Annotated in this window: 28 protein-coding genes; 9 read left to right on the forward strand and 19 right to left on the reverse strand. The window is 62.1% G+C overall.

The genetic code is table 11. From position 1 onward, the window contains the following. Nucleotides 1–174: 174 nt before the first annotated feature. On the reverse strand, nucleotides 175–1,410 hold the full coding sequence (locus MOV76_RS22400; protein ID WP_018242365.1) for an ABC transporter substrate-binding protein: 1,236 nt from the start codon (nucleotides 1,408–1,410) through the stop codon (nucleotides 175–177). 454 nt (nucleotides 1,411–1,864) lie between these two features. On the opposite strand from MOV76_RS22400, the gene MOV76_RS22405 reads away from it, so the two are divergent. Further along, nucleotides 1,865–2,908 (forward strand): LacI family transcriptional regulator, encoded by a 1,044-nt coding sequence (locus MOV76_RS22405; RefSeq protein ID WP_018242366.1) that lies wholly within the window; start codon nucleotides 1,865–1,867, stop codon nucleotides 2,906–2,908. Between the two features lie 57 nt (nucleotides 2,909–2,965). Here MOV76_RS22405 and leuS read toward each other — a convergent pair whose 3' ends face one another. Together leuS and MOV76_RS22415 are read right to left on the reverse strand one after the other, a co-directional pair. Next, nucleotides 2,966–5,482, reverse strand: a complete 2,517-nt coding sequence (gene leuS / locus MOV76_RS22410) for a leucine--tRNA ligase (protein ID WP_247265313.1) — start codon at nucleotides 5,480–5,482, stop codon at nucleotides 2,966–2,968. A 388-nt stretch (nucleotides 5,483–5,870) separates the two neighbouring features. Beyond that, the gene (locus tag MOV76_RS22415) at nucleotides 5,871–6,779 is read right to left on the reverse strand and encodes a LysR family transcriptional regulator (protein WP_247265314.1); all 909 of its coding nucleotides are present in this window, start codon (nucleotides 6,777–6,779) and stop codon (nucleotides 5,871–5,873) included. A gap of 173 nt (nucleotides 6,780–6,952) precedes the next feature. Here MOV76_RS22415 and MOV76_RS22420 point away from each other — a divergent pair, with 173 nt between their 5' ends. From MOV76_RS22420 to MOV76_RS22430, 3 genes are read left to right on the forward strand one after another with little or no spacing between them, the layout of a single operon-like run. Next, nucleotides 6,953–7,567 (forward strand): C39 family peptidase, encoded by a 615-nt coding sequence (locus MOV76_RS22420; protein ID WP_018242369.1) that lies wholly within the window; start codon nucleotides 6,953–6,955, stop codon nucleotides 7,565–7,567. 33 nt (nucleotides 7,568–7,600) lie between these two features. Continuing rightward, nucleotides 7,601–8,677: a D-alanine--D-alanine ligase family protein gene (locus MOV76_RS22425; RefSeq protein WP_247265315.1), complete on the forward strand. Its 1,077-nt coding sequence runs from the start codon at nucleotides 7,601–7,603 to the stop codon at nucleotides 8,675–8,677. 15 nt (nucleotides 8,678–8,692) lie between these two features. Continuing rightward, entirely contained in the window at nucleotides 8,693–9,238 is a 546-nt protein-coding gene (locus MOV76_RS22430; RefSeq protein ID WP_247265316.1) for an AAA family ATPase, read from the forward strand. Between the two features lie 45 nt (nucleotides 9,239–9,283). Here MOV76_RS22430 and MOV76_RS22435 read toward each other — a convergent pair whose 3' ends face one another. The 4 genes from MOV76_RS22435 to MOV76_RS22450 form a co-directional block, all read right to left on the reverse strand. After that, a complete protein-coding gene (locus MOV76_RS22435) occupies nucleotides 9,284–9,901 on the reverse strand; it encodes a class I SAM-dependent methyltransferase (RefSeq protein ID WP_247265317.1) in 618 nt (205 codons plus the stop codon). Between the two features lie 102 nt (nucleotides 9,902–10,003). After that, nucleotides 10,004–10,513 (reverse strand): GNAT family N-acetyltransferase, encoded by a 510-nt coding sequence (locus MOV76_RS22440; RefSeq protein WP_247265318.1) that lies wholly within the window; start codon nucleotides 10,511–10,513, stop codon nucleotides 10,004–10,006. 56 nt (nucleotides 10,514–10,569) lie between these two features. Beyond that, on the reverse strand, nucleotides 10,570–11,064 hold the full coding sequence (locus MOV76_RS22445; protein ID WP_247265319.1) for a GNAT family N-acetyltransferase: 495 nt from the start codon (nucleotides 11,062–11,064) through the stop codon (nucleotides 10,570–10,572). Nucleotides 11,065–11,099: 35 nt separating this feature from the next. Then, on the reverse strand, nucleotides 11,100–11,369 hold the full coding sequence (locus tag MOV76_RS22450) for a hypothetical protein (protein ID WP_247265320.1): 270 nt from the start codon (nucleotides 11,367–11,369) through the stop codon (nucleotides 11,100–11,102). A gap of 181 nt (nucleotides 11,370–11,550) precedes the next feature. On the opposite strand from MOV76_RS22450, the gene MOV76_RS22455 reads away from it, so the two are divergent. Continuing rightward, complete coding sequence (locus tag MOV76_RS22455; RefSeq protein WP_247265321.1) at nucleotides 11,551–12,270, forward strand: alpha/beta fold hydrolase; 720 nt, start codon at nucleotides 11,551–11,553, stop codon at nucleotides 12,268–12,270. 76 nt (nucleotides 12,271–12,346) lie between these two features. Here the strand turns inward: MOV76_RS22455 and gndA are convergent, their stop codons facing one another. Further along, entirely contained in the window at nucleotides 12,347–13,798 is a 1,452-nt protein-coding gene (gene gndA, locus MOV76_RS22460) for an NADP-dependent phosphogluconate dehydrogenase (protein WP_172643630.1), read from the reverse strand. Nucleotides 13,799–14,006: 208 nt separating this feature from the next. Between gndA and MOV76_RS22465 the strand changes: the two genes are divergently transcribed. The 3 genes from MOV76_RS22465 (at nucleotide 14,007) to MOV76_RS22475 (ending at nucleotide 15,630) form a co-directional block, all read left to right on the forward strand. Next, nucleotides 14,007–14,798, forward strand: a complete 792-nt coding sequence (locus tag MOV76_RS22465) for a helix-turn-helix domain-containing protein (RefSeq protein WP_247265322.1) — start codon at nucleotides 14,007–14,009, stop codon at nucleotides 14,796–14,798. 70 nt (nucleotides 14,799–14,868) lie between these two features. Beyond that, entirely contained in the window at nucleotides 14,869–15,267 is a 399-nt protein-coding gene (locus MOV76_RS22470; RefSeq protein ID WP_028733086.1) for a polyketide cyclase, read from the forward strand. Beyond that, the gene (locus tag MOV76_RS22475) at nucleotides 15,268–15,630 is read left to right on the forward strand and encodes a VOC family protein (RefSeq protein WP_018242378.1); all 363 of its coding nucleotides are present in this window, start codon (nucleotides 15,268–15,270) and stop codon (nucleotides 15,628–15,630) included. Nucleotides 15,631–15,685: 55 nt separating this feature from the next. On the opposite strand, the gene MOV76_RS22480 is transcribed toward MOV76_RS22475, so the two are convergent. The 8 genes from MOV76_RS22480 to MOV76_RS22515 all read right to left on the reverse strand — a co-directional run bounded on the left by MOV76_RS22480 (nucleotide 15,686) and on the right by MOV76_RS22515 (nucleotide 22,348). Then, entirely contained in the window at nucleotides 15,686–16,402 is a 717-nt protein-coding gene (locus tag MOV76_RS22480; protein WP_018447306.1) for a PAS domain-containing protein, read from the reverse strand. 255 nt (nucleotides 16,403–16,657) lie between these two features. Continuing rightward, nucleotides 16,658–17,593, reverse strand: coding sequence for a lipid A biosynthesis lauroyl acyltransferase (locus MOV76_RS22485; protein ID WP_018447305.1), 936 nt, complete (start codon nucleotides 17,591–17,593; stop codon nucleotides 16,658–16,660). A gap of 4 nt (nucleotides 17,594–17,597) precedes the next feature. Beyond that, nucleotides 17,598–18,626, reverse strand: coding sequence for a zinc-binding dehydrogenase (locus MOV76_RS22490; protein ID WP_018447304.1), 1,029 nt, complete (start codon nucleotides 18,624–18,626; stop codon nucleotides 17,598–17,600). Nucleotides 18,627–18,682: 56 nt separating this feature from the next. Beyond that, the gene (locus tag MOV76_RS22495) at nucleotides 18,683–19,969 is read right to left on the reverse strand and encodes a beta-ketoacyl-ACP synthase (RefSeq protein ID WP_018447303.1); all 1,287 of its coding nucleotides are present in this window, start codon (nucleotides 19,967–19,969) and stop codon (nucleotides 18,683–18,685) included. A gap of 12 nt (nucleotides 19,970–19,981) precedes the next feature. After that, nucleotides 19,982–21,187, reverse strand: coding sequence for a beta-ketoacyl-ACP synthase (locus MOV76_RS22500; RefSeq protein ID WP_018447302.1), 1,206 nt, complete (start codon nucleotides 21,185–21,187; stop codon nucleotides 19,982–19,984). Continuing rightward, nucleotides 21,184–21,666 carry a 3-hydroxyacyl-ACP dehydratase FabZ family protein gene (locus MOV76_RS22505; RefSeq protein WP_018447301.1) on the reverse strand — a complete coding sequence of 161 codons (483 nt, stop codon included), beginning with the start codon at nucleotides 21,664–21,666 and terminating at the stop codon, nucleotides 21,184–21,186. Before MOV76_RS22505 ends, MOV76_RS22500 begins: the two co-directional genes overlap by 4 nt. Nucleotides 21,667–21,783: 117 nt before the next feature. Continuing rightward, the gene (locus MOV76_RS22510) at nucleotides 21,784–22,062 is read right to left on the reverse strand and encodes an acyl carrier protein (RefSeq protein ID WP_003540486.1); all 279 of its coding nucleotides are present in this window, start codon (nucleotides 22,060–22,062) and stop codon (nucleotides 21,784–21,786) included. Between the two features lie 52 nt (nucleotides 22,063–22,114). Further along, on the reverse strand, nucleotides 22,115–22,348 hold the full coding sequence (locus tag MOV76_RS22515; RefSeq protein WP_130716548.1) for a hypothetical protein: 234 nt from the start codon (nucleotides 22,346–22,348) through the stop codon (nucleotides 22,115–22,117). A gap of 155 nt (nucleotides 22,349–22,503) precedes the next feature. On the opposite strand from MOV76_RS22515, the gene MOV76_RS22520 reads away from it, so the two are divergent. Further along, nucleotides 22,504–23,226, forward strand: coding sequence for a Crp/Fnr family transcriptional regulator (locus MOV76_RS22520; RefSeq protein WP_018447299.1), 723 nt, complete (start codon nucleotides 22,504–22,506; stop codon nucleotides 23,224–23,226). Nucleotides 23,227–23,323: 97 nt separating this feature from the next. Here MOV76_RS22520 and MOV76_RS22525 read toward each other — a convergent pair whose 3' ends face one another. The 3 genes from MOV76_RS22525 to MOV76_RS22535 all read right to left on the reverse strand — a co-directional run. Further along, nucleotides 23,324–23,755, reverse strand: a complete 432-nt coding sequence (locus tag MOV76_RS22525; RefSeq protein ID WP_196767180.1) for a L,D-transpeptidase — start codon at nucleotides 23,753–23,755, stop codon at nucleotides 23,324–23,326. A gap of 144 nt (nucleotides 23,756–23,899) precedes the next feature. Continuing rightward, entirely contained in the window at nucleotides 23,900–24,100 is a 201-nt protein-coding gene (locus tag MOV76_RS22530) for a hypothetical protein (protein ID WP_018074603.1), read from the reverse strand. Nucleotides 24,101–24,187: 87 nt separating this feature from the next. Further along, the coding region (locus tag MOV76_RS22535; protein WP_247265323.1) for a cobalamin biosynthesis protein at nucleotides 24,188–24,445 on the reverse strand (258 nt) is incomplete at its 5' end.

A 24,445-nucleotide genomic window follows, 5' to 3' on the forward strand; every position in this document is an offset into this window, starting at 1 on the left:
CCTCAAATCGCAGCTGCGACCAGTGACAGATCGGCAAGGCGCCGCCTGTCGTCTCCACCTCTGAAACCTGCTGAAGATACCAGAGAGACGCCGCCGCCCGCCGGACCACCACTGACCGTCCGGAACGATCCGGCCCCGATGGGAGCCGGACCGCAAGGGCAGCGAATCTGCTGATCAGTCAGCTGAAGCGATGATCCCGGCGAAACGCTTCTGAGCGTCTTCCGGCGTCATCGACGGATTGGCGAAGAATTCGGAGAAAAGGTCTTCCTTCTGCTTCTGGCTGTCGGCCGAAAGCAGCTGGTCGGTGCCTTGGATCACGTTGCCCTTGGCCAGGATGTCGAGACCCTTCTTCATGCAATCGTTGGCGGCAGCGAGATCGACGTCGCCGCGAACCGGCAGCGAACCCTTCTTCAGGTTAAAGGCAACCTGGGTCTTGGGATCGAGCAGGGTCTTGGCAAGCACGGCCTGCGCCTTGGACTTTTCTTCGTCCTTCAGCAGCGGGAAGTAGAAGGCGTCGCCGCCAGTCGAGATGATCTCGTTCACGCCGAGGCCCGGCAGGCAGGTATAGTCGGTACCGGCCTTCTGACCGGCGAGCGCGAACTCACCCTGCGCCCAGTCGCCCATGATCTGGCCGCCGGCCTTGCCTGTGATGACAAGGTTGGTGGCCTGGTTCCAATCCTGGACGTTGCTGCCTTTGGCCATGCGCCGAGCGTCGTCGGCCGCCTTGAACACCTTGGCGATTTCGGGCCCGGCGGCAACTTCCGCGTCCTTGTCCTTGAAGACCTTGTTGAAGGTATCCTTGCCGGCAACCGCAACCATCAGCACGTCGAAGGCGCCTGTCGCCTGCCACGGCTGACCGCCGACGGCGAGCGGAATGATGCCGGCCTTTTCGAGTGCCGGAGCCGCAGCGACGAATTCATCCCAGTTCTTCGGAACCTCGACGCCGGCCTTCTTGAAGGCGGCGTTCGAAAGCCACAGCCACTGCCAGGAGTGGATGTTGACGGGAGCGCAGTAGATCTTGCCGTCGATGGTGCAGGAATCGAGCAAGCTCGACGGACGAATGATATCCTTCCAGTGCTCGGCGGTCGCCACATCGGTCAGGTCGCGCATCAGGCCGGCCTGGACGAGTTCCTCGGCCTGGCGGCCATGGTTGAACTGGGTGGCGCCCATCGGATCGCCGCCGGTGATGCGGCTGATCATGATCGGACGGGCAGTGCCGCCGGAACCGGCGATAGCACCGTCGACCCAGTGGTTGCCGGTGGCGTCGAATGCCTTTGCCAGCTCGGCGACGGCAGCGGATTCGCCGCCCGAAGTCCACCAGTGCGTGACTTCGAGATCGGTGGCGTTGGCGGCGCCGAACGGAAGCGCGACCGAAGCGGCAAGCACGGCCGCCATTATACGGATTTTCATGAGTTCTCCTCCCTCACTGAAACGTTGCCGGAAAAACTTAGATCAATCGATTTCTCCACGCAACTGCCCGCAGGCAAATTTTTCCGCGATAACGGGAAATGCTACTTCTGCCTGTTTCCATCGGAAGCGTCGCATCCCCTGAAGCGAAATGCAGTCGGCCGTTCTCGCACATGCGTTTTCAATTTATCTATTTGAATAACCATAATAATTTTACACGATAAATTGAGCCGTGCGATTCAGCCTCTTCGCAATCGCAAAAAAACAGAGCACGAATTGCCGATTCAACCTATGCGTACAATGTTGCAACGCACACAACAAAAAGCACTCGACATTTTTACTGTATCGTTACAGATTGCATTCCTCAGGGAGGCGCGATTTTGGCAGGCGGCGGGCTTACGACGCTGGAAAAAGCCTCTATAAGCGACACCAATTCGCGCGAGGCAGGCCTAAAGGGATGGAAAACAAGGGAAATTTCGAGAACACGGCATCGACGCCGGCAGCGCGCGAGCGCCCGACGTTGAAGACGATCGCCTACATGACCGGCCTTGGCGTGACGACGGTGTCGCGCGCGCTGAAGGATGCGCCGGATATCGGAGCAGAAACCAAGGAGCGGGTGCGCATGGTCGCCCGCCAGCTCGGCTACCAGCCCAACAGAGCAGGTGTGCGCCTGCGCACCGGCAAGACCAACGTCATTGCCCTCGTTCTCAGCATCGACGAGGAGATCATGGGCTTCTCGAGCCAGATGGTCTTCGGCATCTCCGAGGTGCTATCCGGCACGCCCTATCATATCGTCATCACGCCGCATTCCCACAGCAAGGACCCGATGCTGCCGGTGCGCTATATCCTTGATACCGGCTCGGCGGACGGCGTCATCATCTCCCGCATCGAGCCGGATGATCCGCGCGTGCGGCTGCTGAGCGAGCGCGGCATGCCCTTCGCCACACATGGGCGCACCGACGCGGGTCTCACGCACCCGTTCCACGATTTCGACAACGAGGCCTTCGCGCATCAGGCGGTGGAAAAGCTCGTCAAGCGCGGCCGGCGCCGCATTGCCCTGCTGCAGCCGCCGAGCAAGCTCACCTACTACGCCCATATCCGCATCGGCTTCCAGACCGGCCTGCATGATTACGGCGCCGAGGAAGTGCCGCTGCGCGTCAACACCGACGCCCCGCTCGCCGACATCCGCGACATCGTCGAGGTGATGATGCGCTCGGCCAACGCCCCCGACGGTATCGTCTGTTCGGCCGGTAGCGCGGCAATCGCCGTCAATGCCGGCATCGAGGCCGCCGGCAAAGCGCTCGGCCGCGATCTCGACATGGTCTCCAAGCAATCGGTACCGATCCTGAACTGGATCCGCCCCGAGATCATCACCGCCCAGGAAGACGTGCGCCAGGCCGGCCGCGAAATGGCCAAAGCCGTCATCGCCCGCATCGACGGCGTCGAACCGGAACTGCTGCAGAGCGTCAGCCAGCCGACTTGGCCGGAGAGCGGCAGGTAGGCGGTCGGTTGAGGGAACGGACCGTCGGGCTCAAATCCGACGATGAGCTTTGGATCATCACAGGTCTGCGACGACGAAATTCACCAGTCGCCCCGGGACCAGAACTTCCTTGACCACCATTCTGCCGTCGAGCAAGGCCATGACAGCGGGTTCCGATCGCGCCGCCGCCAGCAGCGCCTCGCCGAGGTCGGCTGCAGCTTCGAAGCGGTGGCGAACCTTGCCGTTGATCTGCACCACATATTTGCGGGTTTCCATATCGATCATCGCAGGGTCGAAGGTCGGCCAGGAAACCCATGTCAGTGTTTCCCCGTGACCAAGCTTGCTCCATAACTCCTCCGCGATGTGAGGCGCAAAGGGTGCCAGTAGCAACACGAATGTCTCCACCACTTCGCGCGGACGCGCGGCTTCTACCGTCAGTGCATTGGCCAGTTCCATCAGCCGGGAAACCGCGGTGTTGAACCGCATTGCGTCGATATCCGCCGTCACGGTCTTCACGGTCTGGTGGCGCAAGCACAGAAGCTGCGGGCTCGGGGCCGCCTCCTGCACCGCTGAGGAGAGTCCGTCGCTCTCGTCGCAAACAATACGCCAGGCGCGCTCTAGAAACCGGCGCACACCGATCACGCCAGCGGTCTGCCAGGGTTTTGCCGCATCCAGAGGTCCCATGAACATTTCGTACAACCGCAAGGCGTCGGCCCCGAACTGATCGACGACATGGTCGGGATTGACGACGTTCAACCGCGACTTCGACATCTTCTCGACGGCGCGCTGCACTTCGACCGGCCCAGCGAACCATCTGCCCTGCTCTTCGACGACGGAAGACGGCGCGCAATACCGGCCCGCCGTATCGCGGTAGGAATGAGCAAGGATCATGCCCTGGTTGAACAGACGCTGGAACGGCTCTTCCGTCGAAACGACCCCGATATCGTAAAGAACCTTGTGCCAGAAGCGGGCATAGAGCAGATGCAGGACCGCATGCTCGGCACCGCCGACGTAGAGATCAACCGGCATCCAATAGCGCTCGGCCTCACGCCCGACGGGCTCGCGGGCGTTGCCGGGATCAAGGAATCTGAGAAAATACCAGCAGGAGCCCGCCCATTGCGGCATCGTGTTAGTCTCCCGCCGTGCCGGAATGTCGGTGCCCGGCACGATCGTCTCGACCCAGGCATGCGCACGGGCAAGCGGCGGTTCGCCATCCGGCGTCGGGGCGTAGTCGTCCAGTTCAGGCGGCAGCAGCGGCAGGCATTCCTCGGGCAGCGGCATCACCGAGCCATCCGCCAGATGCAGCACCGGTATCGGCTCGCCCCAGTACCGCTGGCGGGAAAACAGCCAATCGCGTAGGCGATAGGTGACCTTAGGCCAGCCTGCACCACTCGCCTGCAGCCAAGCGATCATGGCTTTCCTGGCCTCTGGCGCGGCCAGACCATTCAGGAAGTCGGAATTAACCATCCTCCCCTCGCCCTCAAAGGCCGCCTTTTCGATGTCGCCCGCACTGTCGACCACGCGAATGATCGGCAGGCCGTGCGCGCAGGCAAAGGCGTGGTCCCGCGCATCATGGGCCGGCACCGCCATCAAGGCGCCGGCGCCGTAGCCCGCCAGGACGTAATCGGCCACCCAGATCGGTAGCCGGGCGCCGGTTGCGGGATTGACGGCATAGGCGCCGGTGAAGACGCCGGTCTTCTCGCGTCCAGCATCGGTACGCGTCGTTTCCTCCAATGCCTCGGCCTCGGCAATATAGGCGGCAACCGCCTCTCTTGCTTCGGGCGTGACGGTGGTGGCGACAGCGGGATGCTCCGGTGCGAGCACGATATAGCTTGCTCCGAATAGGGTTTCGGGGCGCGTCGTGAAGACGGTAATGCCCTCCGTGCCATGCTCGAGCGAAAAACGGATTTCGGCCCCTTCAGAACGCCCGATCCAGTTGCGCTGCATGGTTTTCAGGCTTTCGGGCCAATCGAGGCCATCCAGTCCCTCCAGCAGTCGGTCAGCATAAGCCGTGATGCGCAGCATCCACTGGCGCATCCTGCGGCGGATGACGGGATCGCCGGTCTCGACGTAACACCCGTCCTTGACCTCCTCGTCGGCGAGCACGGCGTTCTGTGCCGGGCACCAGTTGACTGCGACCTCGGCTTGATAGGCGAGGCCCTTCTCGAACAGCTTCAGGAATATCCACTGTGTCCAGCGCACGTAGGCAGGATCGGTGGTGGCGAACTCGCGGCTCCAGTCATAGGAGAAACCCAACCTTTGCACCTGTCCGCGAAACGTCTCGATATTGCGCTTCGTCGTGACATCGGGATGCACACCGGTCCGCATGGCGTGGCGCTCCGCCGGCAGGCCGAAACTGTCCCATCCCATCGGATGCAGGACGCTGAAGCCGCGCATGCGTTTGTAGCGGCACATTATATCCGTGGCGGTGTAGCCAAGGGGATGGCCAACATGCAGGCCCGCGCCCGAAGGATACGGAAACATGTCGAGCGCGTAGAATTTCGGTCTGGCCGGATCTATTTCCGCGCGAAAAATATGGTGATCGGCCCAATAGGCCTGCCACTTCGGTTCGATCGTCCTGGGATCATAAGGCATGCATCACTCCTGGCGCCGACCGGCTTTGGGGCGGCGTGTCCTGAAAAATGGAGGCGTTCTTTGGTTCAGGAGCAGCTACGGCTGCCGGTGCTCCGGTGACGTCCGGCAGCCGCGGCTAAGTCGAAACGCGTGCGGAGTTGCGACGCAGAACGTCCGCGCGACGCTCCGGACGAAAAAAGCGCAATATGGCTTTGATCTGGTGTCCATGGACGGTGACTCAAGGCAAATAAGGAGAAAGCAAACGACAGTGTTAACCCGGCTCCGATCAGGAGGCCGTCGTGGTAAGTCGTGCGTCGCGTGCGCGAACGTCTGCTGCTTGAGTTGCCATAACCATCAACCAAGAGTGCCCGATATGATCGCTTCTGCCAAGAGTGCGTTCGCGCGAAAATCAGGATCTGTTCAAATCCCGCGGCGCGCTCTTTACCAGTTGATCGAGCACCGCCGCGACCTTCGGGTTGCGCACCTCGCCGCGCCGGGTAATCGCATGGATGCCGCGGTAGGCGGCTGGTGCCAGCGGCTTGACTGTCAGGCCTTCGCGAAAATCTCGAAGCGCCAGTCCGGGCATCACCGAAATCGAGCATCCGGCTTCGACAAGCGCGAACACGACTTCGAAACTGTCGCTGAAGCCATTGATGACGGGCTCGAAACCGATGTCGCGGCAAGCCTTGCGGATGGTCATGGAATAGGCGCTGGAGGCGACGTCGAGCGCCCAGTGTTCATCCCTCAGCTGGGCAAGTTCGATGACGGGCTCGCTCTCCAGCCTGTGGCCAGCGGGCAGCAGCACGAAGAGCTGGTCGCGGCAGAGGAACAACGTGTCGGCCGTGCCCTCCAGCGTATGCGGATCGAAGGATATGTCGTCGGCAACGACGATGTCGGCCTGCCAGGCCCGGAGCGCGGCCACGCCTTCGGCAGGTCCCAGCGTCGTCATGACGATGTTGAGATGCGGATGGTGGATCGCGAGCTCGCGCATCGCGGCCGGGATGAAGGAGGACGCCGCGGAGGGTTGGGCGGCGATCCTCAAGTCGCCGGCGACGATGTTCTGCAGCTCGGCAATATCGGTTTTGGCTTCCTCGACGACGGCGAATATCCGATCGGCATGCAGGACGAGCCTCTGGCCGGCCGGTGTCAGCATCACCCCTCGCCCGCGCCGCTCGACGAGCGGGATTCCCACTTCGTCCTCCAGTTGGGCGATCTGCTGAGAAACGGCCGATGAGGAAATACCCAGCGCGTCGGCGACCGCCGCCATCGTCTCGCGGCGCGAAAGCTCGCGAAGTGTGCGCAATCGGAAGAAATCCAAGCCTGTTTCCCCGGCCGATCATTTGGCCATAATTTCTAACCTATATACTTACTTTAATTAAGTGGACCTGAAGAAAGCTGCACCTTAGCCTTGGATTCGCAAGCGGGCATCGGTTCGAAAAAAGCCAAGATTGCCGGCCATCTCATGAGACGAACCAGGGGGATATCGACAGGATGCAGCAAAGCGGCGTGCCCTATTTCAGCCAATGGGAAACACCCGGCATGACGTTGCCGGTGCTTGCCGAGGGACAACAGGCCCTGCTCGGCGACCCGCTCTGGCATCAATCGGGGGCCGCAACGATCGAGGAATATGCGCGCTGGGCAGTCAATGTCTGCGGCATGGCCTGCCTGAAGATGATTCTTGCCGCACGCGGCGAGATCCATCCGACACTCGAGCTTGCCCGCGCCTGCACCGCCTATGGCGGTTATGTCGTCAACGAAATCGATGCCTCGATCAAAGGGCTGATCTACGCGCCCTTCGTCCGCTTCGCCACCGACCGTTTCGCACTTAGCGCGGAGACGATGACCGGCGTCGAGACATCAGCCATTCCCGAGCTTCTGTCGAAGCGCCGGTTCTTCATCGCCTCGGTGAACTCGGGCATCCGCTGGCCGGAGCGCGAGCCGCCGTCGAAGGGCGGGCATCTGGTGCTGGTGACGGCGGCCTCGCAGGGGGCAATCCGATTCCACAACCCGTCCGGCCACGACGCGGCGAGCCAGGCCGATGTGACGCTGCCGCTTGCCGTCTTCGACCGCTTCTTCGCCAATCGCGGCATATCGGTCGACGCCTGACCTTTTCAACACCAGATCGTTTCGGAGGCTTTCATGACCCCTTCCCCACACAGGCTGCGCATTGCCGTGCTCTTCGGCGGACGCTCGGCCGAGCACGAGGTTTCCGTGCTCTCGGCAACCAATGTCATGGGCGCGCTCAAGCCCGAAAAATACGATGCCGTCCCCATCTTCATCACCCGCGCGGGACAATGGCTGCTGAGCAGTTTCGAGGACGGCATATTGGCGACACCTTCATCAGGCACGGAAATCTGCCTCGTGCCGGGCGGACGGGGCCGGATGCTGGCGATCCCGGCCCACGGCGCGCCGCATGAACTGGCAAGGATCGACATCCTGTTTCCCGTCCTGCACGGACCCCACGGCGAAGACGGCTCAGTGCAAGGCGTGGCGGAGGTGGCCCGCGTTCCGCTCGCCGGCTGCGGCATTCTCGGCTCCGCCGCAGCACTCGACAAGGACATCGCCAAGCGCCTGCTGAGGGCGGCGGGCCTGCCGGTAGCGCGTGCGGTAACGATCCGTGAGGGTGCTGCCCCTTCGCTGGCAGCCCTCGAAGGTGAACTCGGCCTGCCGCTCTTCATCAAGCCGGCGCGGCAGGGATCGTCGGTCGGTGTCGCCAAGGTCCATGCCAGCCAGGAATTCGCGCCCGCCCTTACTGAGGCCTTCCGCCATGATCGCACGCTGCTCGCCGAGGAATTCGTGCGCGGCCGTGAGATCGAATTCAGCGTCTTGGAAGATACGGCAGGAGAACTCTTCGTTTCCCGGCCGGGCGAGATCGTGCCGGCGGAAAGCCACGGCTTCTACAGTTACGATGCCAAATATATCGACGAGAAAGGTGCGGTGCTGAAAGTGCCGGCCGAACTGCCTGAGGGGGTCGAGGCCGCGATGCGCGACGTGGCCGCCAGCGCCTTCCGGGCCGTCGGCTGCGACGGCATGGCCCGCATCGATTTCTTCCTGACCGAATGCGGGCAGTTCCTCGTCAATGAAATCAACACCATCCCAGGCTTCACCAATATCAGCATGTATTCCAAGGCGATGGCGGCAAGCGGTGTCGGTTACGCCGAAATCATCGACCGTCTGGTGGATCACGGCCTGGCGCGCGCCCGTCGGGCTGCCTGAGACGGGAGCTCGAACATGAACGGGTCGGTCTTGATTTCGGGATGTTCCGGCGGCGGAAAGTCGACGCTGCTTCAGGAGCTTGTTGCCCGCGGTCATGCCGTCGTCGAAGAGCCCGGCCGGCGCATCGTCAAGCAAGAACTTGAAGGCGACGGCGCAGCCCTGCCCTGGGTCGACATGGTGGCCTTTGCGCGCCGCGCGATCGAGATGGCGATCGCCGACCATGCAGCGGCGTGTGAGCAGACCGGCTGGATGTTTTTCGATCGCGGGCTGGTCGATGCGGCGGCAGCGCTTCAGCACCTCACCGGAGAACCTATCCTGGAAAAATTGAGCGTAGCCCACCGCTATCACCAGAGGGTTTTTCTGACCCCGCCATGGCCCGAAATCTACACGACCGATCCCGAGCGGCGCCATGGCTTCGACGAGGCTGGCGACGAATATGACCGGTTGGCCGCGATCTATCCGGCGCTCGGCTACGACATCATCATACTGCCGAAAATCGCGGTCGCAGACCGGGCGGATTTCATCCTCGACTGCCTCTCTCGGGAAACGAGGCAGCAGTAGACGCGATCATCAGGGTCGTGCCTCTCGGCCGCCCTCTCCGAGGGCTCAGCGCCTGCGAAAGACGCACCACTGGAACGACTGCCGGCCACCAGCGGGTGTCGTGTGCTCCTCGCGCCAATCACGCTGAAGCGCGAAGGTGGACGAGAATTCACTCGCAAGCGCTACCGCGTCGTAACGCTGGACCGGCAGGCCGCTGCACCGTTCCGGCCCGTCCGGGGCGAAGGTGGCGATGATCACGACGCTGCCCGACGCTGTGCCGGTTTCGAGCGCATGGCGATAGGCCAGCCGCTGCTCGGGCTCGGTGAGGAAGTGAAAGACGGCGCGGTCGTGCCACACATCGTAATGCCGGTCGGGCTGCCATGAAGTGACGTCGGCAACCACCCAGGCGATCCGGGCGGCTTCATCCCGCAGCCGCGCCTTGGCGACCTCGAGCGCCGGCGCGGCGATGTCGAGGACGGTGAGGTCGGACCACCCGCGCTCAATAAGACGGTCGACAAGGTTTGATGCACCGCCGCCCACATCGATCAGCGAGGCCGTGACCGGCAGTTGCAACTCGTCAAGCGCTCGCAAGGAAGGCCCGGGCGTCGGCTGATACCAGCTGACGCTGTCGGCAGCTTTCGTACGATAGACCTCGTCCCAGTGTTCCCGCTTCGCGCCTGTCATCCGATATCCCCATCTCTTGCGGAGCCCGACATCCTAACAGATCAACATGTAAGAACTGGGACGTCCGCAACCAATGCAGTTCCCAAGACCACGTTCCGCATTTCAGGAAGGGAGGTGCCGGTAAACGAGATCGGCGGGATCGGTTCGGGGTGCTGCGGGATCGAGACGCGCTCCCAGCCGTTCCGCAACGGCAACGGATGCGGCATTGCCGGGAGCGATATAGCTGACAAGCGATGGCAGCTTGAGTGTCGCAAAGGCCCAGTCGCGCAGCGCCAAGGCCGCTTCGGTAGCATAGCCCTTGCCCTTATATTCCGCATAGACGAACCAGCCGAGCTCCTTCTCTGGAAAGAGCGGCCCGTGATTGATCCCCACCTGACCGACGCATTCGCCAGTTTCGCTGAGCTCCATCGTCAGCGCTCCGTGACCGAAAAGCTGCCAGAGAGCGACGTCGTGACAGAACATCCCCCACGCCGCGCGCAGATCGAACGGGCCGCCCATTCCGACCGATCGCGGCGACGCCATCAACTGCGCATAGGCGGCAAAATCGTCGATATCTGGCATGCGGAGCCTGAGACGCTCGGTTCGGATGGTCATCGCGCCCGTTTCGGACATGTCGCCGCCTTCTCTGTCAGCTTGGTTTTGAAGTTTCGGCCGTTGAACGGAATATCCTAGCTTTCAAATGCCGGGGCGAATTGCAACGTCCCGCTTGGCGGGGATCCGCGAAAAACAATCCGCTGCACGAGCCGCGTATCGAGGTCGAGGTACTTCAGGTGCCCGTCGCTGCTGAAACCGACACGGCTATAGATGTCGGGATTGCCGATCAACGCGCATCCGCTGGCACCCATCTCGTTCAGCAGTTCGAGACCTCTTGCAATCATCGCCTTACCGATGCCTTGCCGTTGTCTCTCCGGTTTGACCGATATCGGCCCCAGCCCGAACCAGCCATCATGCGCGCCGTCGATCGCCACCGGTGAAAACGCGACATGCCCCAGGATCTCGCCGTGCTGCTCTGCGACCAGCGATATTGTCAGATCACCGTTTTCACGAAGTCTTCGAACAATCTCCGCTTCCGTCCCGTCGCTGTAAGGCATCGGCTTGAAGGCGGTCGAGGTCAGATCATGGATCGCGTCGAAATCCTCCGGCGTTTCGTCTCGGATAAGCATCTTTATCAATCCTCAATCGCGATAGCTCACAGGTTCTATGCAAGGAAGTCGAAGACCAGCAAGCCAGGCTCCTCCAGCGGCAGCTGCGCCACGACCTGCCCTTCCGGGTTCAGCACCGCCGTCGGCCCCCAGGCGATGCGCCCGTCGCGCTCGCCTGTCACGTCGGACGAGATCAGCCACAGGCCGGTTTCGCGGCATCGTTCGCCGCGAACCGAGTTGTGCCGCTCCCTGAATATTTCCGCCTTGTCCCTTGCCATCATGTTGTTGGAGAGCGTCTGCGCGGCGGCTATCCGAGTGCTCTTCACCTTGATCTCCGCGTTGGGACGTCTTGCAAACTATCCGATCAGGCTTGCGCCGGAGCGCCACGCCCGCGGATTGCCGGCTGTCGTTCAGCTGTCGTGACCGATAGCATTTTTGTCACGACACACGGTGGCACTGGTGGATACTATCTCCTCCGCGAGCACGTGACTGAGAATGGAGGGATTCGTGGCAGTTGGCGCGCCTGTTTTATTCATTCCCGGCATCAATTGCTCGGCGCGAATTTTCCTATCGCAGATTCCGGCGATCTGGAAACATCGGCCGGTCATGATTGCCGACCACAGAACGGGAAGCTCAATTGGAGAGATCGCCGACAATATTTTGATGGCATCCCCGCACCGCTTCTGCCTGGTTGGCTTTTCCATGGGAGGTTATGTCGCCCTCGATATCATGCGCAGAGCCGGCGACCGCGTCGAGAAACTGGCTCTTATCAGCACCAGCGCCAGGCCCGACGATGCATCGCAAGCTGCCGGCCGAGCTGAGCGGATTGCCAGACTGTCGGCAGATGACTCCGACACGTGGATCGAGCAGCGATTTCGCCAGTTGGTCGACCCCGCTCGAATCGACGATCGAAATCTTTTGGGCTTCTATCGGCAGATGGCTCTGGAGGATGTAGGGCGAGACGCGGCGGTGCGCCATTTGATCGCTACGCTCGATCGGCCGGATGCACGCCCCACCTTGTCAGGCATCTCCTGTCCAACGGCAATTCTCGTCGGCGAGGCGGACAGGATTACGCCACCGGCTCTGTCTGAGGAAATTGCGGAAAGCATTGCAGCCTCGCGGCTGACGGTCATACCCGACTGCGGACATCTATCGCCCATCGAGCAGCCTGAAGCCGTGACACAGGCTCTTTTGTCGTGGCTAAACTCAGATCAGCGCCCGCACTAAGCGCCTATTGACCGCAGTATTCAGTAAAAAGCCCGGCGCGACGGCCGGGCTTTTCCTCGATCTCTTCTCAGCGACCTCAGAAGGTCGACGCACCGCTGCCCCAGGGGCCGTGGTGGAAATCCTTGCCGTCCAGGCGGTCGAAACCGTGGGCGCCGAAGAAGTCGCGCTGCGCCTGGATGAGGTTTGCCGTTCCCCTGCCCTGGCGATAGGCGTCGAAATAGGTCAGCGCCGAGGTCAGCGCCGGAACCGGCAGGCCGGCGGCAATCGCGGCACCGACGACGCGGCGTAGCGCCGGGATCGATTCCTTGACCATGTCGGAGAAGGCAGGCGTGACGATCAGGTTGGCAGCATCAGGCGCCTTGGTGAAAGCCGAGGTGATCTCGTCGAGGAACTGCGAGCGGATGATGCAGCCGGCGCGCCAAATCCTGGCAATCGTCGGCATCGGCAGCGACCAGTTGAACTCGCGCGATGCTTCCGCCATCACCGCAAAGCCCTGCGCATAGGCGCCGATCTTGGCGGCAAACAGCGCCAGTTCCAGATCCTTGTTGAGTTCGGGGCCGTAAGCGATCGGGAAGGACACAGCCTGCGTGCCGAAGATCTTTTCAGCGGCTTCGCGCTGCGACTTCATCGAAGAGAGGCTGCGGGCGGCGACGGCGGCTTCGATCGCCGTTGCCGGAATGCCCATATTCTGCGCCTCGATCGCCGACCACTTGCCGGTGCCCTTCTGGCCTGCCTTGTCGAGGATCATGTCGACCATCGGCCCGCCGGAGACCGGATCAGTGGCCGCAAGCACCTTCTCGGAGATTTCAATCAGGTAGGAGTTCAGCCGGCCCTTGTTCCATTCGCCGAAGATGCCGGAGATTTCGGAGGCGCTCTTGCCGAGGCCGTCGCGCAGGATGCCGTAGATTTCGGCGATCATCTGCATGTCGGCATATTCGATGCCGTTATGGATGGTCTTGACGAAATGGCCGGCGCCGTCATTGCCGAGCCAGGCGACGCAGGGCTCGTCATTGTAGCGGGCGGCAATCGATGTCAGCACCTTCTCGACACGCTTCCAGGACTCTTCTGTGCCGCCGACCATGATCGACGGGCCGTGGCGCGCACCTTCTTCGCCGCCGGAAACACCCATGCCGATGAAGGTCAGATCGGTATTCTTCAGCCGGTCGAAGCGGGCGACGGTGTCGCGGAAATTGGCGTTGCCGGCATCGATCATGATGTCGCCCTTGGAGAGATGCGGGCGCAGCAGCTCCATCTGCTGGTCGACAGGCTCGCCCGCCTTGATCATGATGATGATCGGACGCGGCGGCCGGATCGCATCGACGAACTCTTCGATCGTCTTGCAGGGAATAATCTGCTTCTTCAGATCGCCGGCGCTTTCGTAGAATTCGTCGGTTTTCTCCGGCGTGCGGTTGAACACCGCGATTTTATTGCCTTTCTCCGCGATGTTGAGCGCCAGGTTGGAGCCCATGACCGCAAGACCGATCAGTCCGATTTCTGCCTTTTCCACGACAAACCTCCGATGTGTCATTTGGACCGGTGTTGTGGCACTGTCTCGGTCAAACGGCAAGTCTCGCAAGGGTCTAATCGGTTCGCAAAAGCCAATGAAATGAAGCTTGCAATATCGCCGCTTGTCCGACAACCCGCCGGCTGGCGCCTACTCCGGAAGCCCTAGTTTTTTCGTGCGCCCCGCCCGCAATGCCCTATCTGTTATCATCAGTGCCTCGGGAGATATCGCATTGGCATCGGGAAGACGAAAAGATGCGGCTCTCCTGGCGGCCCGCGCCGGCTGCTACCGCGAGTCTATGCCGCCGCCGGCGCTGCGACGCCATTTCAGCCGCCTCTGGTCGCATGCGCTTCATGACGGACCGCCGGCAATGGTGGCGATCGTGCCTGACGGCTATTGCGATCTCCTCTGGATCGACGGCCGGCTGGTTGTCGCCGGTCCCGACAGGACAGCGTCCTTTCCCGTCATCCGGCCGGGCGCGACAGTCATCGGCGCACGTTTTGCGCCCGGCGCCGCAGCACCCTGGCTGAAGACGCCGCTTTCGGCTCTGGTCGGCTGCTCGGTGCCCCTCGCTGACATCGGCCGGAAGGACACCGCCGAATTCGAAGCGCGGCTTGCGGATTGTCCCGACCCCTCGGCCGCCAGGGCGCTGTTTAGCCGCCTGCTCGAAGAGACCGCGCGCGATGAGGAGGAGCCCGCCCGCGATGCCGCCATGATCTTCGCCGCCGCCCACAACGCTCGCCCGGCGTCCAGCCTGCTCGAGCACCTCGGCATGAGTGAGAGGCAGCTGCGCCGCCGCTGCCACCACCATTTCGGCTACGGCGCAAAGACGCTGGAACGGATTCGCCGGTTCCAGCGTTTCCTCGACCTCTGCCACAGGTCGGGCGCGATGCCGCTTGCCCGCCTTGCTCTCGAAGCGGGCTTTGCCGACCAGCCCCACATGACACGCGAGGTCGGCGAGCTCTCGACGCTGACACCTGCCGTCATTCTCGACCAGCTCAGCATACGGCAAAGAGCCGATTGACCGTTTTGTTCAAGACGCTGCTGGCCGGTCTGTTATTCTGACGAAACCAAATGCCAGGGACCTGCAAGCCATGTCGACAATGCCCGCGAAAATCATCCACCTGTCGATAGAGCGCGACTGGCGCGACGTCTATGACTTCGCCGGCAAGCCGGAGAACATGCCGCTCTGGGCCTCCGGCCTTGCGACCGGCTTAGAGCCTCACGGCGCCGACTGGATCGCCCACGGCGCTCTCGGCAGCGTCAAGGTGAGCTTCGTTCCTGCCAATGAATTCGGCGTGATCGACCATACGGTGACGATCGAATCCGGCCTCAGGGTTTATAATGCTCTGCGCATCGTGCCGAACGGCGATGGCTGCGAGGTCATGTTCACGCTGCTGCGTCTGCCCGGCATGACCGACACGCAGTTTTCCGCCGATGCCGCCCATGTCGAGAAGGATCTCGCCATGCTGAAAGCCCTGATGGAGAGATAGATGGCCGAGAAGACAGAAAACCACGACCGCCGCATCGACTATGTCGAATTCAACGTCGCCGACATTGCCGCCGCCAAAGCCTTTTACGGCTCGGCCTTCGGCTGGCGCTTCACCGATTACGGCCCCAATTATTGCGAATTCGACGATGGCCGGCTGAAGGGCGGCTTTACCGATTTCGGACCCGTGCGGCCGGGCGGCGGCCCGCTGGTCGTCGTCTATGCCAGCGATCTGGAAGAAGTGCTGACCTCAGTCGAAAGAGCCGGCGGCACGATCTGCCGGCCGATCACCGATTTTCCCGGCGGCCGTCGCTTCCACTTCCTCGACCGCGATGGTTACGAGCTCGCCGTCTGGGCGGCGGCTTAGCCAGACTACCCAAGGCAGCGGAGTTGGTCAGGCTGCCTAAGGCTGCCGACCGGGATCAGGCAGCCTGCGACAGCCGATCGAGATCTTCCATGACGAGCAGGGCGCCAATCACCGTACCGCCCGCATCGCGCAGCGGCGACATGCGACAGCGCACCTGCCGCGATTTGCCGCTGCCGGCCGAGCGCTCATAGGAATAGTCGATCTGTTCGCCGGCAAAACAGGCATCGAGCTTATGCTTGGCGCATTCGGCAAACCGCTCCTCGCCGATGAATTCGGAAAGGTGGCGGCCGATGAGCTCCATCGGCTTCCTGTTGAGATGGGCGCTGTTGGCTGGATTGGAATAGAGGTAGCGATAGTCCCTTGTCAGCACCGCCACGCGATCCGGCAGGCTTTCAAGGATTACCGCGTTGAGGAACTGGCCATTGTCGGTATCAGGCACATAAGCCGGCGGCGGCTCGATGCGCACATCCTGCGGCGAAGGCACGCGCCAGTCCGGCCCATGCGCCCCGAAATAGCGGTCGAGCAGGTAGGAAAGCACCGACGTGTGCTCCGTGACGCTGGCGCTGTCGTCGGCATCCTGGCTGATCAGATGGCTCACAAACTGCAGTTGCATGTAAACTTCGAGCAGATTGACTGCCCGGTAGGCGAGGATTGCCTCGACCAGCGGCTCGACATGGCGGTCGAGCGCCGTGACGCGCTGGTCGTCGCCCAGGCGTATGGCTTCCTCGATTTGCACGCAACGCAAGGAAAAAGCTCGAAAAAGCTCCAGCAAGACGCCTCCACTCCCATTTTCCCAAGAGACGAGTCCGAAACCTCATATGGCTGCATTTCCCAAAAATGCGCCTTCCGGTAGACATTATTCGCGTCTTGGTGGTGACGGGTAACATGAAGTGCCCTCAGTTTCAATCCGAGAGCACCTGCCGCTTTTCACCGCTGATAAATGAGGGTGGACGTTTTTGGAGCATGATGCCGAAAGTGTGAGCGGTTTTCACGCGACATCGTGCTCTAATTATTTAATCATCCTGCTCTAAGGCGCGAGCGTCTGCTTGATTTGCCAGCGGTCGTGATACCAGAGCCACTGTTCCGGATATTCCCGCACCCAGCTTTCCACCTTGTCGTTGAGCAGCTGGGCGGCCGCCGGCAGGTCGAGATTGCCATTGGCGTCGCGCGGCATGTCCAGCCGTGGCTCGATTTCCAGCCGGTAGCGATTTCCCGGCAGACGGATGCAACGCGCCGGATAGACTTCGCAGTTGAACTGGCGCACCAGCTTCGGCAGCAGCGGATTGGTCTTCACGTCGCGGCCAAAGAAGGTGCCCTTCAGCCCCTTGCGGAATTTCTGGTCGACCAGCACGCCGACGCCCTGACCTGCTTCCAGCTGACGGGCGAGCGCGAAGGAGGAGCCGGCATGCGAGGGCACCAGCTTGCCCATACGCGCGCTCCTGAAGTCGAACACTTTCTTGGCGACATAAGGATTATTCGGCGGCCGAAAGAGCACGGTTACCGTGAGCCCGAAGGCGGCGCCCGCCACCGGCAGCAGCTCGAAATTGGCGGTATGGCCGGTAAAGACGATGAAGGGGCGCGGATTGTCGCGCAGGTCTAGGAAGATCGGGACGCCCGACACCTCCACCCTGCCCGGCTCCGACTTTTCGGGATCATAGTCGAACAGCTGGTCAAGGAAGACGTATTCTGCAGCAAGCCGGCCCATATTGCCCCAACTGGCGAGCGCGACCTCCTCGATCTCGGCCTCGCTCTTTTCAGGAAAGGCGTTGCGCAGATTGGTCAGCATCAGTCTGTGGCGGCTGGTCAGCCGGCCGAGGCGGCGCATCATCCTGTCGGCGAAGCGGATCGCGCCATCGGCCGGAAACAGCTTCAGGAAATTCAGAAAGCCGAACATCATCTGCGCCACCAGCCATTGCTGGAAATTCCTGAGCGCCAGAACGATCCGGGTGATGAACAGCTTCACGCGGTCAATCCATCTTCAGGATGATCTTGCCGAAGATCTGGCGCGATTCCATCCGCTCCAGTGCCCGATCGATATCGCCGAAGCTGACCTCGGTATCGATGACCGGATGGACGAGCCCGCGGCCCATCTTCTGCATCGCATCCGCCATGTTCTCCATGCGGCAGCCGAACGAGCCGAAGAGCTTCAGCTGCTGCTGGAACAGCATCATCAGGTTCATCTCTGTGGAAACACCCGAGGTCGAGCCGCAGGTGACGAGCCGCCCGCCCCGCTTCATGCAGAGCATCGAGCCTGCCCAGGTGTCCTTGCCGACATGTTCGAAGACGACGTCAACGCCCTTCTTCTTGGTGAGTTTGCGCACCACGCCCTCGAAACGGTCGGTGCGGTAGTTGATGACGTGATCGGCGCCGAGCGCCTTGGCCTTCTCGATCTTGTCGTCCGAGCCGACCGTGGTGATGACGGTGCAGCCGATCTTCTTGGCAAGCTGGATTGCCGCCGTGCCGATGCCGGAGCCGCCGGCATGGACGAGGATCGTCTCGCCCGGCTCTAGCTTGGCATTGTCGAACAGCATGTGCTCGACCGTGCCGAAAGTGACCGGAGCAAGCGCCGCGCCGATCGCGTCGACGCCGGGAGGAGCCGGCACCAGCAGGCGCGCCGGCAGGTTGACCTTCTCCTGCGCAAAGCCGTCGAGATGGAAGCCGTGCACGCCCGAGACATGTTCGCAGAGATTGTCGCGGCCTTCGCGGCAGGGGCGGCAGAGGCCGCAGGTGCGCGCGCCGTAGATGGAGACGAGCTGGCCCGGCAGCACGTTGGAGACGCCCGGCCCGATCGATTCCACCACGCCGGAGGCTTCCGCACCGATGACCAGCGGCATCTTGCGCTTGGCAAATGCCATGCCGCGCCAGCCCCAGACGTCGATATGGTTGAGCGCCACCGCCTTGACGCGCAGCGTCACCTCGCCAGCGGCTGGAGCATCCGGTTCCGGCAGATCGGTGATCTCAAGCTTGCGGTCGTCGATCAGTTGCAAAGCGCGCATGGCAAAATCCCTCGCCTGAAGGCGTCATCTCGTCTCGAAAAATTGTCGGGAACCGCTTAAGCCGGTTCGAGCGCCATGACAAGGCTGGCATTCTGCCCGCCGAAGCCGAAGGAGTTGGAAAGCACGGCTGAAACCTGTGCTTCCCGCTTCTTGTTCGGCACGACATCGAGAACGATCGACGGATCGGGGTTGTTGTAGTTGATGGTCGGCGGCAGCGTTCCGGTCAGCATCGTCTGCAGCGAGAACACCGCCTCGACAGCGCCCGCCGCCGTCAGCGTATGGCCGATCATCGACTTGTTCGACGAAACCGGAATGCCGACGAGCCGCTCGCCGAACACAGCCGACATCGCGCCATACTCCATCTTGTCGTTCTCCGGCGTCGAGGTGCCGTGCGCATTGATGTAGCCGATGCTGCTCTCGTCCATGCCGGCGTCGGCAAGGGCTGCACGGATCGTCGCGATTGCCGGGCCGCCATCCGGCGACGACCGGGTGCGGTGGAAGCTGTCGGCCTTGTCGCCGGCGCCCCTCATGATGCCGAGCACCTTGGCGCCGCGGGCGACTGCTGATTCCAGCGATTCCAGCACCAGGGTCGCCGCGCCCTCGGCGATGACGAAGCCGTCACGATCCTTGCTGAATGGCTTGGAAGCCTTGGTCGGCGGATCGTTCTGCGTCGAAAGGGCTGACAGCAACGAGAAGCGGATCAGCGCTTCGGCACTCAGCGATCCGTCGGTCGCGACCGTCAGCGCCCGATTCGTGCGGCCCTGGCGGATTGCCTCGATGCCGAGCTGGATCGCCGTGACGCCGGAGGCACAGGCGGTCGACAGCGTCACGGGAAGGCCGCGGGTGCCGAACCGGTCGGCAAGGCGCTCTGAAATCGCGCCGAACAGAGCCGCCTCATGGAAGGCCGGGTCCGGACGCTGGCGCAGCGCCGTCAGGAAACGCTCATAGGCATCACCCGGATGGTCGGAGGCCGGCGAACGGTCGGCAAGCTCGAAGCGCGCGCTCCATTCCGGCTCGATCGGCGGGGCGGCGAGGAATAGCGGACCGTTGAAATCACCGGAAAGGCCGGCATCGGCCAGCGCCTCGATCGTCGTCTCGCGCGCAAAGGCATAGGAGCGCTCGACGGCGTTCGGCACCGGAATGCCGATGAAATCGACGGTGCCGGCGATCCGCGTCGACAGGCCCTCAGTCGGGAAGCGGTTGATCTCGTGGATGCCCGACGTGCCTGACGAAAGCGCTGCCCAGTTGTCGCTGAGGCCCTGGCCGAGCGAGGTGATGATGCCCATGCCGGTAACAGCCACGATCGGACGGCCGAGATGATCTCTATAAGCGGAAGCTGTCATATCTCTCACTCCTCACGCATCTGCGGAAAGAACGGCAACGCCCTCGCCGCGCTGGTGTCCAACCGTGGTCACGACGGCGGCGGTGGCCCCTGCCCGCATCGGCGCCTCGTGGGCGGCATCGAAGGGCGGAACCTTGGCCTTGCCGTCGACGGCAAGGGCGGCGAGCGCAAGACCCAGCGTAAACTGCGTCTCGATCGTATGGCCGGTGACGCCGCCGAAGCCGCGGATCGCAAAGTCCGGCAATTGATGTTCGAGCACCGCCCGTTCACGGGCGGCAAGATCGTGCATGCCGGTCGATCCGGAAAAGATCGCCGTGCTTTCGGCCGCAAGCCCGGCAGCCGGTGCCAAAAGCCGCTCCAGCCGGACTTCGAGATTGCCGGAATTGCGGTTGCCGCGATCGCCCTCGACTGCGTCGATGACAGCATAGATATGGGCGCCGCGGGCTTCGGCGTGTTTGCGCGATTCGAGCACCAGGAAAGCGCCTGCCGAACCGGTGATCATGCCGCCGCCGTCGCTCGGCTTGCGCGACCAGAGCGGCACCCAGTCGCCGCGCGCATGGGCGCCGATCGCTTCGGTGAGCAGGATCATATCAGGCCGTTCGGCCGCGAAGGCGCCTCCAACAAGCGCATGTGAGGATTCGCCTGATTTGATGCGGTAGAAGGCGGTCTCGACGGCGGATATGCCGGCCGCTTCCTCGCCCATGAAGGTGCGCGACGAGCCGGTGACCTTGTGCACGATCGAGATATTGCCGGCGAGCAGGTTAGAAAGCTGGGCGAGGAACAGCGTCGGCCTGAGCTCCGTCGTCAGCTTCTCGTTGAGCAGCAGCTCGCGGTCATTGCGCTTCAGCGCTTCGTCGACGATTAGTGTGTCGACATTGATGTCGCGCTCGCCGCCGCCGGCCGCCACGATCATGTCCATCGTGCCGCAGGCTTCGATATCATCCTTGAAACCGGCATCATCGAGCGCAAGGCCGGCGGCGAAGACGCCGATGCGCTGCCAGTTCTCCATCTGGCGCTGATCACCGCGCTTGGCGATCTGCTGCGACCAGTCGATCTCGGGCAGTGGATGCACCGGATAGGGCTTGAACTTCTCGGTCTCGACGATCGCCTTCGGCGTGCTGGCGGCCGAAAGCAGCGCGATATGCGCATCCTTGCCGACGCCCTGACAGGTGACGATGCCGATGCCCGAGATGACGACGTCGTTTGCAGCCTTGCTCATCCAATCACTCCCTGCGCCGCGATCGCTTCGAGAAGCCCGATCTCGCCGGCACGTTTCTTCACGATATCGCCGAGCGGCACCTCGGAAAACGGCATAGTGCGGAGTTTCAGCTGCGCATCGCAGACCTTCTTGCCGCCGCTGGTGATTTTAGCCTTGGTGACCGCGAACCCCGAACCGTCATGCTCGAGCACCGCCTCGATGTCGAGCACGGCTTCCGGTTCAACGAAGGTGCGCATCTTCGCGCCGTCGACTGTCATCAGGAAGGGCATGGCGGCAAAATTGGTGACGGCAAGCACCAGCATGCCGGAGGCCTGCGCCATGGTCTCGATCAGGAGCACGCCGGGAACGAGCGGCATGCCGGGAAAATGACCCTCGAAGACGGGGCTCTGCGCCGGCACGACGGATCGCGCCCTAAGCGTGCCCTTCTTCAGGTCCACCGCTTCGACGCGGTCAATCATCTGGAAATATTCCAGCAGCATTCGGATCCTCCGGCCCGACAGGCCAGATCCGCCCGCCGGTGACGCCTACTTAGGAACAAAATCGCCCGGCCGCCATATTCGGGGCGGCAGGGCGTTCAAAAAAGACTGTTATATCGCTCAGGCCTTGGCTGCTTTGAGCTCGTCGATCTTGGCGCAGAGGTTCTTCAGCACGAAGTATTCTTCGGTGGAAACCTTGCCTTCATTGACTTCCTGCGTCCACTTTTCGAGCGGGATCTTGATGCCGAATTCCTTGTCGATCGCAAAGACGATGTCGAGGAAATCGAGGCTGTCGATACCAAGGTCGTCGATCGTATGGCTCTCCGGCGTGATCGTCGCGCGGTCGATCTCACTGGTTTCTGCAATAATGTCGGCAACTTTATCGAATGTAGCGGTCACGCGCTGTACCTCATGAAATGACGATTTAAACCCCCTCATAGGCAAATCCATTTCAAAAGCCAATGCTTTCGTCCCGGCGTTGGGGCAATTTGCCGGCTGGGTGTTGCCTAAACAGCAATGGAATGCCGGCCTTTGCCGTCACCCAAGGCGCGAGGCGATGCCGCTGCAGAAAACCCGTCTCACCAGCGAGGGCGAAGAAGCCGCACGAATCAAACCCACGGACGGCCTCGTCTCGACGCCGCACTTCCATTAACAACCAGGGCACGCAAACTTTGATCTGGATCAAATCGCGATCCCGGCGAAATTGATAATCATCAAGCCGCGCTGGAAGAAATCGGGATAGCCGAACCCGCAATCGCGGCGTAATCGTCTACGGTATGCCCGGTATGCCCGGCATGCGCATCTACGCCCGGCACATGCGGATTTCGAAGGGATCAGGATATGGACGTCGCACATAGTGGGGTTCTCGAGGTTGGTATCCCCGTCGCCTGCCGTTCCTGCCAGGCGCGGCACGGCGTCGTCTGCGGCGTACTGTCGAGCGGTCAGTTGAAGGACCTCGGCCGCCACTCGCTGCGCCGCAAGGTCGATGCCGGCTGCGAGATCATCGCACAAGGGTCGGAAAGCTCTTTCTATTCGAACATCATGCGCGGGGTGGTGAAGCTCTGCAAGGTGATGCCGGACGGGCGCCAGCAGATCGTCGGCCTGCAATTCGCTCCCGATTTCGTCGGCAGGCCCTTCGTGCGCGAAAGCACGCTGTCGGCCGAGGCTGCGACCGATGCCGAAATCTGCGTCTTCCCGCGCAGCCTGCTCGACCGCATGATATCGGAAACGCCGGAACTGCAGCGTAGCCTGCACGATCAGGCGCTGAAGGAGCTGGATGCGGCGCGTGAATGGATGCTGACGCTCGGCCGGCGCACCGCCGAGGAGAAGGTCGCAAGCCTACTCCACCTCATCGCCACCCATGCCGAACCGCAAACGGCCACAAGCACCGCCTTCGACCTGCCGCTATCCCGCGCCGAGATCGCCGATTTCCTCGGTCTGACGATCGAAACCGTCAGCCGCCAGATGACCAGGTTGCGCAAGAGCGGCGTCATTCGCATCGAGAACTTCCGGCATATCATCGTCCCCGACATGGATGAGCTGGAGAGGATGATCAGCGCGTAAACTGGGGTCAACTGCCGATTTCGGGAGCGGCGCTGATCTGGGATTAGCGCGTAGAAGGAATCAGCTGTCGAATTCGGGTTCAGGCGCTGATCTGGGATTAACGTGTGATCACGACGCGGGTATTGGCAAGGCCGGCCTGCCGCGCCAGCGAGAAGAACTGGGCGGCATTGTCGGGATGCAGGCGAACGCAACCATGCGAGGCCGGCCGACCCAGGCGTTTAAGGTCGAAGGTGGCGTGAACGGCGTAACCGCCGTTGAAGAAGACGGCAAAGGGCATCGGCGCATTGTCGTATTTTCTGGAGCGGTGATCGCGCGACAGCCACTTGGCGCTCCACGAACCGGTCGGCGTGACATAGCCGTTGCGCGCGGTCGAAACCTTCCAGCGATACTTGACGAAGCCGTTCTCGGAAACGGTCATCATCTGCTTGCCGATGCTGATATTGGCGACCAGCGTTGCTGCCTGAGCGGCAACGGGAGAAAACTGCAGCAATAAACTTGCGGCCGCAGCCGCCAAAATCGTCTTCATCATAGCCCTCTTCGAACTCGCGCAGCTTAATTGCGCCCTCACGAAGAGAGACTACGGCAATACTTGTTATATTGCTTTAATCCGAATGGTAATCACAATTTTAACGAGCCAAAGCAGGAGCTAGCGCCGGAAGATAGTGACACCTGCTCACTGGAGCTTGCGTGCCGCCGAAGGCTTCTTGAGCCCTTGGTAGGCCTTGTTCATCTTCTCGCGGATTGAGGCCATCGTGCCGAGATTATGCCCGCAGGCCGCACAGGTGATGATGTCGGTCTCCCGGATCTCGGGCCGCTCGAACTTCATCTTGGTGCTCTTGCACTTCGGGCACGGTAATTCAACCTGAACTGTCATCGCTCTACTTCCGGTCTGACGAGATATGAGGCGGTCGGAATAAACGTTTGAGCCTGACCTGTCCACTGGGGCATGCACGGCACAACCCTACAGAAAACACAAAAACAGCCCGAACGTAACACCGGCGAGCACCATGCAGCTGGCGTAGAACACCGATACGCCGTCCTCGATGTCGCCTGAGGTCGCCACGTCGCGGCCGGCGTCGTTGATCATCGGTTCACGCACGATGACGCCGCCATAGATGCGCGGCCCGGCGAGCTGGACGTTCAGCGCACCCGCCATGGCCGCCTCCGGCCGACCGGAATTCGGCGAGCGGTGTAAGGCCCCGTCCCGCATCGCCACGCG

The organism is Rhizobium sp. PRIMUS64 (assembly GCF_023006465.1).
Classification (GTDB): Bacteria; Pseudomonadota; Alphaproteobacteria; order Rhizobiales; family Rhizobiaceae; genus Rhizobium; species Rhizobium leguminosarum.